Origin of the sequence: Virgibacillus flavescens (genome assembly GCF_050574275.1) — a bacterium.
In the GTDB taxonomy this organism is placed as follows: Bacteria; Bacillota; Bacilli; order Bacillales; family Amphibacillaceae; genus Virgibacillus_F; species Virgibacillus_F flavescens.
The window spans coordinates 793,491-811,895 of record NZ_CP192260.1; the positions used below are offsets into that span (position 1 = coordinate 793,491).

The 18,405-nt window shown below is 39.1% G+C and carries 14 protein-coding genes and 1 other annotated feature; of the genes, 3 read left to right on the forward strand and 11 right to left on the reverse strand.

The features are described 5' to 3' along the window. The first annotated feature begins 22 nt into the window (after nt 1-22). Together VBD025_RS04025 and VBD025_RS04030 are read left to right on the forward strand one after the other, a co-directional pair. Entirely contained in the window at nt 23-1,252 is a 1,230-nt protein-coding gene (locus VBD025_RS04025) for a DUF58 domain-containing protein (RefSeq protein ID WP_430789504.1), read from the forward strand. After that, entirely contained in the window at nt 1,239-2,369 is a 1,131-nt protein-coding gene (locus tag VBD025_RS04030) for a DUF4129 domain-containing protein (protein ID WP_430789506.1), read from the forward strand. Before VBD025_RS04025 ends, VBD025_RS04030 begins: the two co-directional genes overlap by 14 nt. A 41-nt stretch (nt 2,370-2,410) precedes the next feature. Here VBD025_RS04030 and serS read toward each other — a convergent pair whose 3' ends face one another. From serS to guaB, 5 genes are all read right to left on the reverse strand, one after another. Beyond that, entirely contained in the window at nt 2,411-3,685 is a 1,275-nt protein-coding gene (serS, locus tag VBD025_RS04035) for a serine--tRNA ligase (protein WP_430789508.1), read from the reverse strand. Nucleotides 3,686-4,207: 522 nt separating this feature from the next. Next, nucleotides 4,208-4,426, reverse strand: a binding site (T-box leader). 32 nt (nt 4,427-4,458) lie between these two features. Then, nucleotides 4,459-5,049, reverse strand: coding sequence for a pyridoxal 5'-phosphate synthase glutaminase subunit PdxT (gene pdxT, locus VBD025_RS04040; protein WP_430789510.1), 591 nt, complete (start codon nt 5,047-5,049; stop codon nt 4,459-4,461). A 15-nt stretch (nt 5,050-5,064) separates the two neighbouring features. Continuing rightward, entirely contained in the window at nt 5,065-5,949 is an 885-nt protein-coding gene (pdxS, locus tag VBD025_RS04045) for a pyridoxal 5'-phosphate synthase lyase subunit PdxS (protein WP_430789512.1), read from the reverse strand. 50 nt (nt 5,950-5,999) lie between these two features. Next, a complete protein-coding gene (locus VBD025_RS04050) occupies nt 6,000-7,340 on the reverse strand; it encodes a serine hydrolase (RefSeq protein ID WP_430789514.1) in 1,341 nt (446 codons plus the stop codon). Nucleotides 7,341-7,531: 191 nt separating this feature from the next. After that, a complete protein-coding gene (guaB, locus tag VBD025_RS04055) occupies nt 7,532-9,001 on the reverse strand; it encodes an IMP dehydrogenase (protein WP_430789516.1) in 1,470 nt (489 codons plus the stop codon). A gap of 177 nt (nt 9,002-9,178) precedes the next feature. Between guaB and VBD025_RS04060 the strand changes: the two genes are divergently transcribed. Further along, nucleotides 9,179-10,135, forward strand: a complete 957-nt coding sequence (locus VBD025_RS04060; RefSeq protein ID WP_430789518.1) for a YaaC family protein — start codon at nt 9,179-9,181, stop codon at nt 10,133-10,135. 44 nt (nt 10,136-10,179) lie between these two features. On the opposite strand, the gene VBD025_RS04065 is transcribed toward VBD025_RS04060, so the two are convergent. The 6 genes from VBD025_RS04065 to yaaA all read right to left on the reverse strand — a co-directional run bounded on the left by VBD025_RS04065 (nt 10,180) and on the right by yaaA (nt 18,179). After that, on the reverse strand, nt 10,180-11,274 hold the full coding sequence (locus VBD025_RS04065; RefSeq protein ID WP_430789520.1) for an HD-GYP domain-containing protein: 1,095 nt from the start codon (nt 11,272-11,274) through the stop codon (nt 10,180-10,182). A 100-nt stretch (nt 11,275-11,374) separates the two neighbouring features. Beyond that, nucleotides 11,375-13,918 carry a DNA gyrase subunit A gene (gyrA, locus tag VBD025_RS04070; RefSeq protein WP_430789522.1) on the reverse strand — a complete coding sequence of 848 codons (2,544 nt, stop codon included), beginning with the start codon at nt 13,916-13,918 and terminating at the stop codon, nt 11,375-11,377. A 628-nt stretch (nt 13,919-14,546) separates the two neighbouring features. After that, entirely contained in the window at nt 14,547-16,472 is a 1,926-nt protein-coding gene (gene gyrB / locus VBD025_RS04075) for a DNA topoisomerase (ATP-hydrolyzing) subunit B (RefSeq protein ID WP_430791256.1), read from the reverse strand. 39 nt (nt 16,473-16,511) lie between these two features. Continuing rightward, nucleotides 16,512-16,784 carry an extracellular matrix regulator RemB gene (remB, locus tag VBD025_RS04080; RefSeq protein ID WP_430789524.1) on the reverse strand — a complete coding sequence of 91 codons (273 nt, stop codon included), beginning with the start codon at nt 16,782-16,784 and terminating at the stop codon, nt 16,512-16,514. Nucleotides 16,785-16,800: 16 nt separating this feature from the next. Continuing rightward, a complete protein-coding gene (recF, locus tag VBD025_RS04085) occupies nt 16,801-17,913 on the reverse strand; it encodes a DNA replication/repair protein RecF (protein WP_430789526.1) in 1,113 nt (370 codons plus the stop codon). A gap of 41 nt (nt 17,914-17,954) precedes the next feature. Then, nucleotides 17,955-18,179: a S4 domain-containing protein YaaA gene (gene yaaA, locus VBD025_RS04090; protein ID WP_430789528.1), complete on the reverse strand. Its 225-nt coding sequence runs from the start codon at nt 18,177-18,179 to the stop codon at nt 17,955-17,957. Between the last annotated feature and the right edge of the window lie 226 nt (nt 18,180-18,405).

Here is an 18,405-nt window from a genome sequence, read left to right on the forward strand (position 1 = left end):
GAACTAGAAGGGGAACTTACCAATGAAACAAACCAACTGGAACACAAACTCCATTAAAAATACCAGACAGAAATATGATCTCCTGCTTCTGTTTGTCGTTATTCTGACCATTATTAGTCTAATAACCAATCAGACATTAATCTTTTTGGTTGTTGGATTTGTTGCTATTTATGTGTGGTTTATCCGAATTTATGATAAACATATAGGTCGTAAGCTGATACTGGAAAACCAAAAGCGATCCATTCGGTTGTTTGAAGATGAAGAGGGACATTTAGAAATTAATCTTTATAACCATTCCATTCTTCCATTTCATAATACGGATGTTAGCTTTACTACAAACCACAAGATTTCAAGTGATGAATTCGTACGGTTTACTCGAAGCCGATTAAATCATTATCACCTGCCAATGGTCCTGCACGGAAAAAGTGCAGCTCATTTATCCATTCCAATTCAGGCAATGAAACGAGGTGTTACGATGGTCGATCGAATTCAACTGACATTTCCACATTTACTGAACTTTGAACAGCACGAAATGAAGTATGCTGGACAGTACCAAACAGAAATATTAGTGTATCCACGGCTTATTCCGGTTGCTGGCATTGAAGAATTTCCATACAACAGCTTTGGGAATCAAGTCACTCCTTATTCTCCATTTGAAGATCTTTTAAGTCCAGTGGGGACGAGAGATTATGTGCATTCCGATCCGTTCCATCGCATCCATTGGAAAGCATCAGCCAAGAATCAAACGCTCCAAACAAAAGTCTATGAGCGAAACCAAAACATTTCATGGACGATCATTGTAAACATTGCAGAAATAAGCCCGCTTGGCAATGTATATATGAGTGATAAAATAGAAAAATTTTTATCGCAGGCAGCATTTATCTGTCAAACTATTACGAAGCAAGGTTATCCAGTCGAAATCTATATAAACGCTTCACGGATTGGCAACGTGCCCTTTTTTCTAAAAGAAGACAGCGGCACCGAGCATTTAAAAAAGATATTAGAGCTGCTGGCACGAATTGAAGACGATAATAACGTTATTCCCATTGATACTGTTATTCACAGGATTGATCAATCAGCAATAGGATCGAACATGTTTATTCTAATTGGCGCTATTGATACCTACAGCAGTTCCGTTGTACAAAAATGGAATAAAAGAGGTAATCATATCTATCAGGTGAACGATAGCGAAAATGGTGCTTATTTATCTACATGGAGTATGGAAAGGTTTTTTGCATATGAAGCCGAATAACACAATCACAAAATATTATCAGTTCACTTGCGATTATCTGCTTTTTTATTTTTTCTTAGTCCCGATTCTGTCTTTAGTAAATTATTCTATTACAATTTGGGATTATTTCCTTGCAGCGATTATTTCTATCGTCCTAATAACTGTTAGTGTACGGCTATTAAAAAAGTATGTTATTTATGTAATTGATTTCTTTATTATCGTATTTTTGATGTATTATCTGATTGGTCTCCCATTAATTATTTCTTCTATTCTGGCAAGTTTTACGTTATGGAGATTTATTGTCCACAATAACAACTTAGCTATAGAAAAACAATTTCAATCAATGGGATATATGCTGCTTCTATTTGCGGTAGACCTCCTATATTTTTACGATTCCATATTAATATGGATGGCCCTAATATACTTTTTCGTTATGATAATGGGTTATCAATTAAGTCATATCCTTACAGGCGACTCCGACAATCTAACCAAATCATTACATTTTCCCATTGGATTTACAGGTATAATCCTTGCAGGAAGCGTGATTGTATTTTCCTTTTTTCAGTTTGCAAATTTTACGCTTACTTCTATTTGGAATAATGTTGTTGAACTTTTCATATTAGATTGGGATCCTCCAATAGGGGAACAAAAGGCTATAGCTGAATCACCAGCTACTAGTGCAACAGAGCGTGATATTCCTATACCGGGGGTTTTTAACTGGGTTGCACTGATTGCTTTTGGACTGGTAGTTATTGCTATCATAATTTTTCTAGCCCGAAAAAAAGTCTTTCACCGTGTTAAATCGAGTAGGATAAAAGCATTTGCTTCAACCGCAATGAAAGAAAATGAGCGCGAAGAATCTTCAAAAAGAAATTCATTTTTAAATAGAAAATTTTCTCGTAAACCAACAAACCGGATTCGCTTAAAAGTTTACAAATTTGAGAAACTTGCTGCACGAAAAGGAAAGGGCAGGAAGCATTCCGAAACTATTGAGGAGTGGTTTAATCGATATAATCTTGAGACCACTTATTTAAATTTATACCAAAAGGTTCGGTATGGTGATGGCGAATTGACAGAGGATGAGGCATTACAGCTTCAAGCACATCTAGCTGAAATTAAAGGAAAAATGAAACTATAGGAAAACCCAGGTTCAATAAATAGAACCTGGGTTTTTTATATTTATTTAATTACTTCTTTTCCACCCATATACGGACGTAACACCTCAGGAACAACTACAGTGCCATCTTCTTGCTGGTAATTTTCTAAAATAGCTGCGACGGTACGACCAATTGCAAGCCCAGATCCATTCAATGTGTGAACGAATTCCGGCTTTCCTTTTTCTTCACGTCTGAAGCGAATCCCCGTACGTCTTGCCTGGAAATCCTCAAAATTAGAGCAAGAAGAAATCTCACGATACGTTTGCTGGCTAGGAATCCATACTTCAATATCGTATTTCTTCGCTGCCGTGAATCCTAAGTCACCCGTACACATGCTCATGACCCGATAAGGCAAATTCAGCAGCTGGAGAACCTTTTCAGCATTTCCTGTTAATTCTTCTAAAACATCATAAGAATCCTCTGGTTTAACAAATTGAACAAGTTCCACTTTGTTAAATTGATGCTGACGAATCAGACCACGTGTATCGCGGCCGGCAGACCCTGCTTCAGAACGGAAAGATGCACTGAAAGCCACGTATTTTTTCGGTAAATCGTCCAGTTTTAAAATATCGTCACGATGGTAGTTGGTTACCGGAACTTCAGCGGTCGGCACCATGAAGTAATCCCAGCCCTCAAGCTTGAATGCATCCTCCTCGAATTTCGGAAGCTGACCAGTTCCAGTCATGCTCGCGCGGTTTACCATATACGGTGGAAGCATTTCCGTGTAGCCATGCTCGTCAGCGTGCAGATCCATCATAAAGTTTAATAGTGCACGTTCCAAGCGCGCTCCCATCCCTTTATAAAATACAAAACGGCTGCCTGTAACTTTTCCCGCACTTTCAAAATCAAGAATGTCGAGGTTTGTCGCAATATCCCAGTGAGGCTGCGCTTCAAATGGGAACTTAGGTGTTTCGCCAATTTCGCGTGCCAGGATATTATCATCCTCGTCTTCGCCAACTGGTACACTTTCATGCGGAATGTTTGGAATAGACAACAGCATCGTTTCCAGTTTAACTTCAATTTCTTTCAGCTCGGTATCCAGAACTTTGATCTGATCGCCAACCTCGCGCATTTCTTTAATCGCAGGCTCCGCATCCTTTTTCTCTTTTTTCAAAACAGAAATTTGCTTAGATGCTTCATTCCGTTTTGCTTTTAATGTCTCCGTTTCAGCGATTAGCTCGCGGCGTCGTGCGTCAAGTTCACCAAACTTATCCAGTTCAGATAGATCCTCACCTCTGTGGGCAAGCTTTTCTTTAACGTCATCAAAATTAGTGCGTAAATACTTCATGTCTAACATAATGTTTTCCTCCTAATTCGTTTTTAGTTTTTGCTTAGCCGATTAATTTGGCTGGGCCACGGGATACCAGCCACTTTCTGCTAAATACAATCCAGTTTGCCTGATTTACCGTCCAAGTTCGGGCAAATACAGGCCGATTCGACTCATTTACCGGCCGGGACACGGATTACATGCCACTTTCTGCTAAATACATGCCAGTCTGACTGATTTACATGCCAGGTTCGGCCAAATACAGGCCGATTCGGCTCATTTACCAACCTGGTCACGGGATACCAGCCACTTTCTGCTAAATACAAGCCAGTTTGACTGCTTTACAGGCCAAGTTCGGGCAAATACAAGCCAACTCGACCCATTTACCGGCCGGGACACGGATTACCTGCCACTTTTAGCTAAATACAAGCCAGTTTGACTGCTTTACAGGCCAGGTTCGGCCAAATACATGCCGATTCGGCGGATTACCAGCCGACGTACCCGCGAATCACTGGACGGTCTAAAAAAACACAAAAAACTCCCGTCCTATAATATAGGGACGAGAGTTTTTACCCGCGATGCCACCCTGATTGAAGAAATAAATTCTTCCGGCTCGAAAATGTTAACGGTTTTTACCCGGGTTCACTTACTAAAACGGCGTTCAGTAAACCAGTTTAAGGATGGATTCACAAGTAACTTACGTCGATTTACACCAGCCATCGACTCTCTTTGGAAAGCTTGCCTGTTACTACTTCCTTGCATTACTGTTTAATTTATTATGATATAGCATACATAATTTTTAATTAAGAAGCAAGTCTTTTTACTGATTCTTCCACTATTTTGACAAAATATTCAACAAAACGGTTATCATCTGTTAACTCCGGGTGAAAGGCAGTGCACAGATAGTGACCTTGTTGTGCTGCTACAATCCGGTCCTGATACGTCGCTAAAACCTGTACTTCAGGTCCTGCTTCAACCACGAATGGAGCTCGAATAAACACGGCATTAAAGTCATCTGCAACATGCTTGATCTCGAGTTTCTGTTCAAAGCTTGCAACCTGGCGTCCAAACGCATTGCGTGCAACCTTCATGTTCATTAACCCAAGATGACCACTTTCCTGACCTTCTATTTCAGTAGCCATTAAAATTAAGCCAGCACATGTGCCGAAAATAGGCTTGCCTTTTTCGCCAAATTCTCTTAGCGCTTCAAAAAATCCATAGCTGTTAATTAAACGGCGCATGGTGGTACTTTCTCCACCAGGAAAAATTAAGCCGTCAATCTCTTCTAATTGTTCGGTTCTTTTTATTTCGATAGCTGTTGCACCAGATGCTTCAATGGAACGAATATGTTCGCGAACTGCACCCTGCAGTGCAAGTACACCAATTGTTGTCATACGAAATCCTTCTTTCTATTCGCTGCGGTCCTGCATACGGTCAGATCCAGAAATTGTGCTCATTTCAATACCCTTCATTGCAGTACCTAAGCCCTTCGAAAGCTCAGCGATTAGCTTATAATCAGTATAATGTGTTGTTGCTTCCACAATAGCTTTTGCAAATTTAGCTGGATTATCAGATTTGAAAATACCAGATCCAACGAATACACCATCAGCGCCAAGCTGCATCATTAACGCAGCATCCGCTGGTGTAGCAATTCCACCTGCAGCAAAGTTAACTACTGGCAAACGACCTTCTTCGCGAATTTGTAATAATAGCTCATATGGAGCACCAATATTTTTAGCAAATGTCATTACTTCATCTTTCGACATTGCAGATAATTGACGAATCTCTGACTGAATTTGGCGCATGTGACGAACTGCTTCGACGATGTTTCCAGTTCCAGGTTCACCTTTTGTACGAAGCATAGAAGCACCTTCACCGATACGGCGTGCAGCTTCCCCTAAGTTACGACAACCACATACAAATGGTACCGTGTACTCTGCTTTATTTAAGTGAAAAACATCATCTGCTGGTGTTAACACTTCACTCTCGTCGATATAGTCCACACCCATTGCTTCTAAAACACGTGCCTCCACGATATGACCAATTCGTCCCTTTGCCATAACTGGTATGGAAACTGCATTCATTACTGCTTCCGTGATTTCAGGTCCAGCCATACGAGCTACTCCACCTGCTGCACGAATATCTGAAGGAACACGTTCTAATGCCATTACAGCAACTGCTCCTGCTTCTTCTGCGATTTTTGCTTGCTCAGCGTTCACAACATCCATGATTACGCCGCCTTTTTGCATTTCTGCCATTCCGCGTTTTACACGCTCTGTTCCTGTATTAGTCATCCAAAATTCCTCCTGTTATGTGAAACTTTTAGCCTAGATAATTATACTACTTAGAACCAGCCTTTGACAGTATCTACGATTGAAGTAAATAAATTACTGAAAAAACCACCGATTGATCCCATAATCAGCATAAACCAGTTATCCTTCGCAACTGATTCCTGCGCTATAACTTCGACTGATTTATTTTTTTCTGCATTAAATATATAACCATAGTCATTTTCGCCTTCATAGATAAGCTCTGCGGTACCTACTTTTGCACCTTTTTTGATAGGTGCGGAGATCTCTCCGTCTTTGTTTAACTTGTCTTCATCTAATTTATACTTAACTGTATATTTTTCTTCTTCTCCCTGCTGTACAGGTAGTTTAATGGCTTCATTTGTAGCAATTTTAACAGATTTTTCTTTACCTTTAGCAACAGGTAATTTAGCTTTACCTTCTACTTGATAGCCTTCAGGAAATAATTCTTTTGTTTCAAAATTAGAGAATCCAAAATCAAGCAGTTTTGCTGTTTCCTCAAAACGTTGTGCTTTGCTGTCTGTTTTCATCACAACAGAAATAAGTCGTTGACCATTACGTTCAGCGGTACCTGTAAAACAATACCCAGCCAAATCAGTGTGTCCGGTTTTCAGACCATCAACACCTTCATACGTAAACTGCTGTAAGAATGTTGCAGAGTGTGGCAGCATCCAGTTTAAATTTTCAATATTTTTAAATCCTTCAAAGTCCAATGTAACCTGACTTGATACCTTTAACGATTCTGGATAATCATTAATAAGGTTATATGACAGTAACGCCAAAGATCTGGCTGAAATCAGATTAGTGTCATCTGATTCTGTTCCCTCTGGAACGTTTTCACCTAATAAAGAGTTAGGCAGTCCAGTAGAATTTACAAACTTGTAATCTTGTAATCCCATTTCTTCAGCTGTTTTGTTCATCATCTTTACGAATTCGCCCTCAGAACCTGCAATCAGCTCTGCTAAAGCAATCGTAGTTCCATTATCGGAAATAATCGCCATCGCGTCATATAATTCTTTCACTGTATATTCTTTATCCTGACGTAATCCAATACCTGACAGATTTGGATTTGCAGAAATACTATATGCATAATCACTTATTGTCGTTGTTGTATCCCAGCTGATTTTACCACTTTCAATTGCTTCCCATACAAGGTATTCCGTCATCAATTTCGTCATACTAGCTGGTGGTAGTGATATATCAGCTTCCTTAGCAAATAGAACCTTACCTGTTTCTGCATCTACTAAAATTGCTGATTGTGCATTTAACTCGAGTGTTTCTGCTGCCTTCGTTCCCATAGGTTGTACAAATACCGTTGTCATCATTACTAATGCAACCAGCAATAGTGACAAATTTCTCTTTAAGTTGTGTTTCACTTTCTCTACCTCCACCTTAGTATTATCAGACTTTACTCCTCATATAGGAAAAGTCATTATGTAAAAAAAATCATTGAAAAAATTTTATGCATCTTTGATATTTTACCACATAAAACGCAAAAAAAATAGACGGGGAATATTCCCTATCTATTTTTTCAACTAGGTTTTCAGACCTACTATTACGCTTTTAATTAAACTGAATAGTTCGGTGCTTCTTTTGTAATTTGTACATCATGTGGATGACTCTCACGTAAACCAGCGTTTGTAATGCGAATAAATTTTGCATCATTTCGCAATGAGTCGATACTCGCTGTTCCGCAATAACCCATTCCAGCACGTAATCCACCAATTAATTGATGAACTGTATCTGCAAGCGGTCCTTTATAGGCAACTCGTCCTTCGATTCCTTCTGGTACAAGCTTTTTCGATTCTTCGGACTCCTGGAAGTAACGATCTTTTGAGCCTGCTTTCATTGCTCCGACCGATCCCATTCCACGATAGACTTTGTACTGGCGTCCTTGGAAAATTTCTGTTTCACCAGGACTTTCCAATACACCAGCAAACATACTGCCAAGCATTACTGCATGAGCACCTGATGCGAGTGCCTTTACAACGTCACCGGAGTATTTGATTCCACCATCTGCAATAATCGGAACTCCATATTCTGAAGCTGCCATTGCGCAATCGTTAACAGCTGTTATTTGAGGAACACCAACACCCGCTACTACGCGTGTGGTACAAATAGAACCTGGTCCAATACCAACTTTAACAATGGAAGCACCTGCTTCGATAAGCTCCTTGGTTGCCTCAGCAGTAGCAACGTTTCCTGCTACAATATCCAAGTCAGGATAAGCTTCTCTTACACGCTTCACCTGCTCCAGAACTCCTTTTGAGTGACCGTGAGCAGTATCAATTACAATTACATCTACTCCACTTGCAACCAGATGCTCCACTCGTTTCATAGCGTCAGCTGTTACACCAACTGCTGCTCCAACTAATAATCTTCCTTGTGAATCTTTCGCAGCTTTTGGAAATTCGATCACTTTTTCAATATCTTTAATGGTAATTAATCCTTTTAATACACCACCATCGTCGACAAGTGGCAACTTTTCAATTTTATATTGCTGAAGCATTTTTTCCGCTTCGTTTAACGTTGTTCCAACTGGCGCTGTAACAAGGTTTTCGCTAGTCATTACTTCATGGATTAAAATAGAATAATCCTGGATGAAACGAAGGTCACGGTTGGTTAAAATACCAACTAACTTTTGTTCCTCCTGATTATTAACAATTGGGACTCCAGAGATGCGGAATTTGCCCATCAGGTGCTCTGCATCAAATACCTGATGCTCAGGCGTTAAGAAGAAAGGGTTCGTAATAACGCCGCTTTCAGAACGTTTTACGCGATCCACTTGTTCCGCTTGATCTTCAATCGACATGTTCTTGTGAATGACACCAAACCCACCTTGGCGTGCCATTGAGATAGCCATTTCTGCTTCGGTTACAGTATCCATACCTGCACTAATGAAAGGAGCATTAAGCTGCAGTTTTTCAGACAGCTTTGTTTTTACTTCGACATCCTTTGGAAGTATTTCTGACTTTGCCGGTACCAGCAAAACATCATCAAATGTTAATCCTTCTTTGACAAACTTATCTTCGCGCATCTTCATCCTCCTAATTCTATTTTTTCACATACTCGCTGTGCGTATTTATTAGATTTACGGTTAAACTAATTGTTACTTAGAATACGGTATCGAAAAGTGTTTTTCAACTGGTACTAATAAAAGATATAAAAGAAAATGGATTCTAAATATTATAATTGTTCAGGAAGGTGGGAATATATGAAAAAACAGGATATATCAACCTTTTTCACCTCATTACAAAACCTCCAATCCAGTCAGAATTTCTTAAGTACCTGTTATGCTAACCTTTCTGGAGTAAATACGGAGGAAAAAAGCTATGAGAATAGTGGAACATTTTTATATTATCTTGATCAAGGCCAGCTTTTTCTTAAAGAAGGAGAAAAGATTGACCTTCGACTTAAACCACTTCTCTATTTCTATGGGATGGGTCATATTCTTAAAGCATGCTTGTTAACAAATAGACCGGATTACCCTGAGTCTACCTCTATTTTAGCACACGGTGTATCAGCGAGAAAAAGGAAAAAAAAGGATTACTCGTTTATTCAGGATGAGGTGAGGGTTCAGCAGAATGGCTTATTTACTTACACTTCCAGTCACCTATTTTCGTTTAAGACATCACCGTTTTCTAAAGTGAAAATGGATTATCTGCTTCGGTTAATACCTGAAATGAATGAATTTTTTACTTTTAATAACCAAGGGAAGTTTATATCAATAGGCAGGATCAACTCCTCCACACTATGCTTTCCAGCTTCAATTCTAGACAACTATCATCTGACACAACGCGCATTTATTCAGCGTATAACACCATATATACCTAAAATAAACAAGGTGGTCTCATCGAAGAAGCATCTAATGGTTTACATGGAAATGCCTGTCCAACGTCTGGAAGGGCCCTTCTACTATCATCATCTGCAGCAGGAAATTTATTTCCCTTGCGATCGTGAGTATTTTGTTTCTGTTCCCGAGATCCTGATCCATTACTTAATTTTGTATAACCTAAGTATGATAAGTCGTTACGAGACAGAATATTGGGGAGAACTTTTTTCAACAAAATACGGGATGGACTACTCCGTCATTGTTCAATACTTATCCATTGCTGTAGATAAAATAGAAGCTTTACTTGGAGAATGGTTGTTGCAGAGAAGTAAGAAATAACCCGAACGAACTCGAAAGGTTCGTTCGGATTATCATTGTTAAGTTTACAGAAGTTCCTCAATATAAATATCAGGGTTGTTTTTTAACGTAACTATTTCTTCTGATTTTGTTACTTTTACCATCGGACGAGTAGGAAAATTATCTTCTGCGAATACAATTTCCCCTACATCTCCATTCGAAAGCTTCACTTTTGTGCCAACTGCGAAATTAGCTAGACTTTTTATAAACGTTTCTGCTACCTGATGATCGAAGTGATTGTATTTGCTCCGCGCAATATCCTCCATAGCCTGGAAGGGTGATTGTTTAGATTGATATACTCGTTCACACGTTGCAGCATGGTACATATCACAAACAGCGATTATTCTGGAGTATGCATGTATTTTATCTTTTTGCACACCAAGCGGATACCCCCTTCCGTCCATTCGTTCGTGGTGCTGCAGAATAGCGAGCTTAACCAATTGTGTGATTGTAGGAACATGTTCCACCATACGATAAGAATAGGTAGGATGGTTTTTCATCTGGCTAACTTCCTGTTCATATAGATAGGTTGTTTTATTTATTATGGATGGAGTTATCTTGGCCATTCCGCAATCACTTAAAAAACCTGCCAGACCTATTTGCGTATAATCACCATTGCTGTAACCCAGTTTTTTACCTAGAAATGCTGCCAAAATGCTTACAGCAACACTATGATGGTACATATAGTCATTTTTATTACTGTACATATGCAACGTAAAAACATTCACGTCATCCTGATCCATTCGCTCAAATAATGGAATGATCAACTTACGTACAGCAGGCATATCAACAGCAATATTGTTTTGCCAGGCGGTAAATAGCTTTTTGTAGTTTTCCACTACGTACTGATAATGTTCTCCAAATGAAAGTTGGCTAACGTCCTTTGTTTGCTGTTGTTTTTTAACAGGTTCCTTTTTCTTTTGAACGATTGATGGAGAATAAACTTTTCCATCTGAAAGCTTAGATCCCACGTCCACATATGTGATAAAAAATTTTTCCAATATCGTAATGTGCTGCTCGGTAATGGTCGTTTTCTTAGGAATAATTGCCTTGTTCGATTTTCCGGTTACATCATTTAACAACACACAGCCTGGAACTAATTGTGATGGCTCCACTCGCATGTTTATTCCCCCTTTGTATATAAGAAAAAAGCAACTCAAAGAGAGTTTTTATATCTTACTTCTCTTCTGAGTTGCTTTTAACATACTTATTATCTAGTTGTTATTCTTCTTCTTTATCTGTTTTATCTGCTTCAGTTGTTTCCTCATTTGAATCAATGACATCTGTTACTGCTTCAGATTCACCGATTGCATCTTCTTCAATTACTTCTTCTTCATCATCAGGTTCAACCTTCGCAACTGTTGCAACCTCTTCATTTTCCTGTAATCGAATTAACCCAACTCCGCGAGTATTACGTCCGGATTGAGAAATTCCTTCGACAGGTATACGGATTAAAACACCATCAACTGTAATCAGCATAATGTCCTCTTCACCTGTTACAGCCTTCACGGTTACAACTTCACCGGTGTCCTCGTTTAATTTACATGTGAAAATACCTTTACCACCACGTTTAGTGATTCGATATTGATCTTCCGGTGTTCGTTTTCCAACACCTTTATTCGTTACATGTAAAATCTGCAATCCCTCTTCGATGATTTCCATGGAAACAACTTCATCTTCACCACGTAGGGATATACCTCTTACGCCTGCAGCAGTTCGACCCATCGAACGAATTTGATCTTCTGGGAATCGAATTAAATAACCATTTCTTGTAGCAATCATAATGTCCTTGGTCCCGTCTGTTAAACGAACAGAGATAAGTTCATCATCTTCACGCAGATTAACTGCTATTAATCCACCTTTTCTGATGTTTGCAAATTGGGATAAGGTCGTCCGTTTGGAAACACCCTTCCTGGTTGTGAAGAACAGGTACCAATCCTCGGCAAACTCATTAACAGTAATAACTGCATTAATGGATTCATCTTTTTCGATTTGCAGCAGATTAATTACTGGGATACCTTTTGCTGTTCTGCTAAATTCAGGAATTTCATATCCTTTTGCACGATATACTTTCCCTTTATTGGTGAAAAACAGCACAGTATCATGTGTGGAAGTCGATACCAGATGTTCTACAAAATCATCATCATTCGTACCCATTCCTTGAATACCACGACCATTACGTTTTTGCGTTCGATACGTAGAAGCTGGTAAACGTTTGATATAGCCTTTATGGGTAAGTGTTATAACAATATTTTCTTCAGGAATAAGATCCTCGTCCTCGATAAAGTCAATTCCACCAACCATTATTTCCGTTCGGCGTGGATCACTGAAACGATCTCTAATTTCTGTTAGTTCTTCTCGAATAATTTCCAGAACCTTTTCTTCATTAGCTAAAATTGCTTTTAACTCATCTATTAGTTGAATCAGCTCATTGTATTCATTCTCAATTTTTTCTCTCTCAAGTCCTGTAAGACGCTGCAAACGCATGTCCAATATAGCTTGAGCTTGCTTTTCAGAAAGACCAAAACGTTCCATCAATGCATCACGTGCGATATCACCGGTTTTTGAGCTTCTAATTAAGGCAATCACTTCATCCAGGTGATCAAGCGCAATTCGAAGTCCTTCCAGAATATGAGCACGAGCTTCCGCTTTTCTTAATTCAAAAGCTGTACGACGCTTAATGATTACCTTCTGGTGATCTAAATAATGCACAAGGCATTGTTTGATGTTCAGTACTTTAGGATGTCCATCAACTAGAGCTAATGTATTAATTCCAAAAGTTGTTTGCAATGATGTTTGTTTGTATAAATTATTTAATACAACATTTGCATTTACATCACGGCGTAACTCCATTATTACACGCATTCCATTACGGTCAGATTCGTCACGTAAGTCTGTAATACCATCAATACGTTTGTCGCGAACAAGATCAGCAATTTTTTCAATTAACTTCGCTTTGTTTACTTGATATGGAAGTTCGTTAACAATAATGGTTGCTTTACCATTTTTCTGTTCCTCGATATGTACCTTCGCACGAATCGTAACAGAACCTTTTCCTGTTTCAAATGCTTTTCTAATTCCGCTGCGGCCAAGAATTTGTCCAGCAGTCGGAAAATCTGGTCCATAAATATGGTTCTCCATTAATTCATCAATCGTAATTTCAGGGTCTCTGCTGATAGCTAGGACAGCATCGATTGTTTCCCCTAAATTATGTGGTGGAATGTTCGTAGCCATTCCTACTGCAATACCTGATGTACCGTTAACCAGTAAGTTTGGGAAACGAGATGGGAACACGACTGGTTCACGTTCAGAACCATCATAGTTGTCCCGGTAATCGATTGTATCCTTGTTAATATCACGCAGTAGTTCCATTGAAATTTTGGACATACGTGCCTCTGTGTAACGCATTGCTGCGGCAGAGTCACCATCAACAGAACCAAAGTTACCATGACCATCAACTAGCATATAACGATAACTGAAATCCTGTGCCATACGAACCATTGTTTCATAAACAGCTGAGTCACCATGCGGGTGATACTTACCAATAACTTCACCAACGATACGCGCTGATTTTTTGTGTGCTTTATCCGAATGCATACCTAAATCGTTCATTGCATACAAAATTCTCCGATGAACCGGTTTTAGACCATCACGAACATCTGGAAGTGCACGCGATACAATTACACTCATTGCATAATCCAGGAACGATGTGCGCATTTCCTGACTAATATTTATTTCTTGAACATTTGAACGTTCTTCCGCCATACTCTTACCTCCTTGTCACAAGGAATTCTGTGACTACCAATGAAATCATTTATCAGTTTAGTTATCTTATTTTTTGTTTGTGTGATGTAACTAGTGGCTAGTGATGAGACCACTACAATATGCGGATCTACCAACGCACCTCTGAATTTACTTCGCTTTCCGCGGGCACGGCTTCAGTGTCCTCGAGAAAACCACTCTGCGGGGCCTTCAGACTCGTGCTGTTCCCGCAGGAGTCTTGTAAATTCGAGATGCTAGGTTTGGGTGAAGAAGTCAATTTATAAAATCGACCCTTTTTCAGTGGCCAAACTAGTGATCTTCAGGCTTTTCCTTACGATGCCTTCAAAATCATACACCAATAAACAGTCGCCTTCGCTTTTCTTTTGTCTAGCTGCGGCTCCTAGAAGCTGCCGTCGTAAGCAATTGACACTTCAAACGCCATAAACCAGGCGTTTTCGGTCTCTTGCTTACGCGTCCGCTTCTGAACAGTCGCCTTCGCTTTTCTTCTGTCTAGCTGTGGCGCCTAGAAGCTGCCGTCGTAAGCAATTGACACTTCAAACGCCATAAACCAGGCGTTTTCGGTCTCTTGCTTACGCGTCCGCTTCTGAACAGTCGCCTTCGCTTTTCTTTTTTATACGTCTAAATTCTTTACGTATTGTGCGTTGTCTTCGATAAAGTTACGACGTGGTTCAACTTTGTCGCCCATTAGCATGTCAAAAACCTGATCGGCTTCGATAGCATCTGATAAATCGACCTGCAGCAATGTACGGGTATCGGGATCCATTGTTGTTTCCCATAACTGTGTTGCATCCATTTCACCAAGACCCTTATAACGCTGAATACCAGGTTTAGGTGTCTTTGAAATTTCTGCTAGAATTTTTTCTCTTTCTTTGTCGTTATACGCATAATAAGCTGCTTTACCTTGCTGTATCTTGTAAAGTGGAGGCTGTGCGATATAAATATAACCCTTTTCTAGCAACGGTCTCATATAACGATAGAAAAACGTAAGAAGAAGTGTACGAATATGCGCTCCATCAACATCTGCATCCGTCATAATAACAACTTTATGGTACCGTGCTTTTGTTATATCAAAATCTTCTGCAATGCTTGTACCAAGTGCTGTAATCATTGCTCTAACTTCATTGTTTGATAATATTTTATCGAGTCTGGCTTTTTCTACATTTAGTATTTTACCTCGTAATGGAAGAATTGCCTGGAAATGGCGGTCTCTTCCTTGTTTAGCTGAACCACCGGCAGAGTCACCCTCAACGATGTACAGTTCGCTTATTTTTGCATCTTTAGACGAACAATCTGCAAGCTTACCAGGTAGGTTGGATATTTCCAGTGCGCTTTTGCGTCGTGTCAGTTCACGCGCTTTTTTTGCAGCTGCACGTGCTCGCGATGCCATAAGACCCTTTTCAACTACTATTTTAGCAATCGAAGGATTCTCTAATAAAAATTTCGAAAATGCTTCACTCAATATCGAATCTGTAACTGTTCGAACATCACTATTACCAAGTTTTGTTTTCGTTTGACCTTCAAATTGTGGGTCAGGGTGCTTAATGGAAATAATCGCAGCCATACCTTCCCGCACGTCATCTCCAGTCAAATTTGGATCATTTTCTCGGAATAAATTATTTTTTCTAGCATAATCGTTGATAACTCGTGTTAAACCCGTCTTAAATCCAAATTCATGTGTGCCGCCTTCATGTGTATGAATGTTATTCGCAAACGAATAAATATTGCTCGCAAAACCATCGTTGTATTGTACGGCAACTTCTACCGTGATTCCCTGATCCTCTGATTCTATATAAAATGGCTCATGAAGAACCTCTCGTGATTTATTAATATATTCCACATAAGAACTAATTCCGCCCTCATAGTAATAATTTGCAGGCTCTCTATCGTCTCGTTTATCTTCAAGTGATATATTGAGTCCTTTATTCAAGAAAGCTAGTTCTCTCACGCGCAGTACAAGTGTATCAAAGTCATAGGAAGTTGTTTCCGTGAAAATTTCCTCATCTGGTTTAAAGTGGATGATTGTCCCAGTTTTATCCGTGTCTCCAATAACCTTTAATTCCCCTTGTGGCACCCCTCGTTCAAATCCTAAAAAGTGAACCTTGCCGTCAAGATGAACATAAACTTCCAGATTAGTTGACAGTGCATTTACAACCGATGCACCAACGCCATGCAAACCACCAGAAACTTTATAACCGCCTCCACCGAATTTTCCACCTGCGTGAAGGACTGTCATAATAACTTCTACTGCTGGGCGTCCTGTTTTCTTTTGAATACCAACCGGTATACCCCGACCATTGTCCTTTACTGTAATACTATTATCTTTTTCTATAATAATTTCGATTTGATCACAATGACCTGCCAAAGCTTCATCAATACTATTATCAACTATTTCCCACACTAGATGATGTAAGCCTCTTGCACTGGTTGAACCGATATACATACCCGGTCTTTTACGTACAGCTTCTAATCCTTCCAGTACCTGAATCTGATCTGCACCATAAGCATCTTCGTTTTTTATATTATTTTCTGTTGACATCATTTCACCTACATTTCTTTAATAGCGACTAATTTATTCTTATTCATCTGAGTAATTATCCAGTTTACTTATCGTAGAAATCATACTTGCTCGTTTCTTTAGCGTTCCAACCGATAATGAACTGAAATAGATTAGATCTTTGGTAATCACAACAGACTTAGTATCTTCTGCTGGTTTTATTATCTTTTTAGACTTAGTTGCCCGCTGAATCATTTCTTCCATAATGGATGAAGACGAAATTATATTACGATCAATAATAGAAACGACGTCTTTTGACTGAATCACATTATCATTTCCAATATGAATAAACATACAATTACTACCACCTCTATGTATCTACTTTACCATCGGTCACTTTAAACAGCTCAGCCTGCTTCAGTGTTTCATGGTTTATTCCATCAACACTTGTAGTCGAGACAAAGGTTTGTACCCTACCTTGAATCGTATTTAATAAATGCGACTGCCGATAATCATCAAGCTCACTCAATACATCATCAAGTAAAAGAATTGGATATTCACCGACCTCGTTATAGATTAACTCTATCTCAGCAAGCTTCATGGAAAGCGCGGTTGTGCGCTGCTGACCCTGTGAACCATATGTTTGAACATCTTTTCCATTCACATAAAAGAGCAGATCGTCGCGGTGGGGTCCGATTAACGTTGTTCCACGTTCAATTTCTTTCGCTTCAATTTCCTGGAATTTCGCTAAGTAAGTTGTCTCTATTGTCGCCTGATTTGCTTCTTCTGATACTTCAATTGTGGCTGCATAGTTAATTTCCAGCTGCTCAAGACTGCGGCTGATTTGATGATGAATTGGTCTCGCCCATTTACGCAGCAAATCCAGAAAGGCAAACCTTCGCACAAGCAATGTAGTTGCGTGTTCGATTAGCTGTTCTGTAAGTACCCGAAGTAACGCAGAATCCTGCTTTTGTTTTCGTTGCATTTGTTTCAGTAAATGATTTCGCTGTTTTAATACCTTTTGGTACTGTCCCAGGTGATAAATGTAACGCGGCTGTATCTGACCAAGTTCCATATCAATGAAACGCCTGCGAATTTGTGGTGGCCCTTTGACTAAGGTTAAATCCTCCGGTGCAAACATCACGACATTTAAAGCACCGATATAATCACTTAAACGGCTCTGTTCCAGATGATTTAATTTCGCTTTTTTCCCTTTAGTGGACACGATAATTTCGAGGGGAAAAGACTGATTTCTTTTTGTTATGCTGCCTTTTATTTTAGCATACTCTTTTTCCCATTGAATAAGCTCTTTCTCCCGGGGAGTACGATGTGATTTGGTAAACGCCAAAACGTAAATAGCTTCCATAAGGTTTGTTTTTCCTTGTGCATTTTCACCAATTATAACATTGACTTTATCGTCAAACTCGAGGTCTAACGAATCATAATTCCGATAATTTTTTAATTGTAATTGTTGAATATGCATGACAATTCCTCATTTATTTCTCAAAATATGAACGATTCTAATTAAGTTTCTTCTGTAGCAACAACAAATGAACCAGCTTGTTCCACTTCCACCACATCGTTCGGATAAAGCTTTCTGCCACGGCGTTTTTCCAGTTCACCATTAACCATAACTCCCTGATCCTGAAGGAAGGCTTTAATGATTCCGCCTGATTCCAGAATGTTAGCAAGCTTTAAAAATTGACCGAGTGTAATATATTCCGTGGTTATTTCTATTTTTTCATGCATTTTTTTTCACCAAATTCTTTTGTAGATTTTTTTTCATGATTATTTTTTTAAACCATAGTCTATTTTACCAGTATACATTATAAAATGGTTTATAATACGTTCAAATAATCAAATACAAGTACCTTCTATCTATTTTACTAAAGTTTTGGTATTAAGGAAAGGCAGTAGGCTAAAATTGTTTTAAAACGCCTTATAATTAGTTGGATTTTACAATTTAACGCAAAAA

Bases quoted from the DNA above. Each gene is read 5' to 3' on its own strand.
- VBD025_RS04025 (WP_430789504.1), top strand. From the start codon at position 23: ATGAAACAAACCAACTGGAACACAAACTCCATTAAAAATACCAGACAG.
- VBD025_RS04030 (WP_430789506.1), top strand. From the start codon at position 1,239: ATGAAGCCGAATAACACAATCACAAAATATTATCAGTTCACTTGCGAT.
- serS (WP_430789508.1), bottom strand. From the start codon at position 3,685: ATGTTAGACATGAAGTATTTACGCACTAATTTTGATGACGTTAAAGAA.
- pdxT (WP_430789510.1), bottom strand. From the start codon at position 5,049: ATGACAACAATTGGTGTACTTGCACTGCAGGGTGCAGTTCGCGAACAT.
- pdxS (WP_430789512.1), bottom strand. From the start codon at position 5,949: ATGACTAATACAGGAACAGAGCGTGTAAAACGCGGAATGGCAGAAATG.
- guaB (WP_430789516.1), bottom strand. From the start codon at position 9,001: ATGCGCGAAGATAAGTTTGTCAAAGAAGGATTAACATTTGATGATGTT.
- VBD025_RS04060 (WP_430789518.1), top strand. From the start codon at position 9,179: ATGAAAAAACAGGATATATCAACCTTTTTCACCTCATTACAAAACCTC.
- VBD025_RS04065 (WP_430789520.1), bottom strand. From the start codon at position 11,274: ATGCGAGTGGAGCCATCACAATTAGTTCCAGGCTGTGTGTTGTTAAAT.
- gyrA (WP_430789522.1), bottom strand. From the start codon at position 13,918: ATGGCGGAAGAACGTTCAAATGTTCAAGAAATAAATATTAGTCAGGAA.
- gyrB (WP_430791256.1), bottom strand. From the start codon at position 16,472: ATGTCAACAGAAAATAATATAAAAAACGAAGATGCTTATGGTGCAGAT.
- remB (WP_430789524.1), bottom strand. From the start codon at position 16,784: ATGTTTATTCATATTGGAAATGATAATGTGATTCAGTCAAAAGACGTC.
- recF (WP_430789526.1), bottom strand. From the start codon at position 17,913: ATGCATATTCAACAATTACAATTAAAAAATTATCGGAATTATGATTCG.
- yaaA (WP_430789528.1), bottom strand. From the start codon at position 18,179: ATGCATGAAAAAATAGAAATAACCACGGAATATATTACACTCGGTCAA.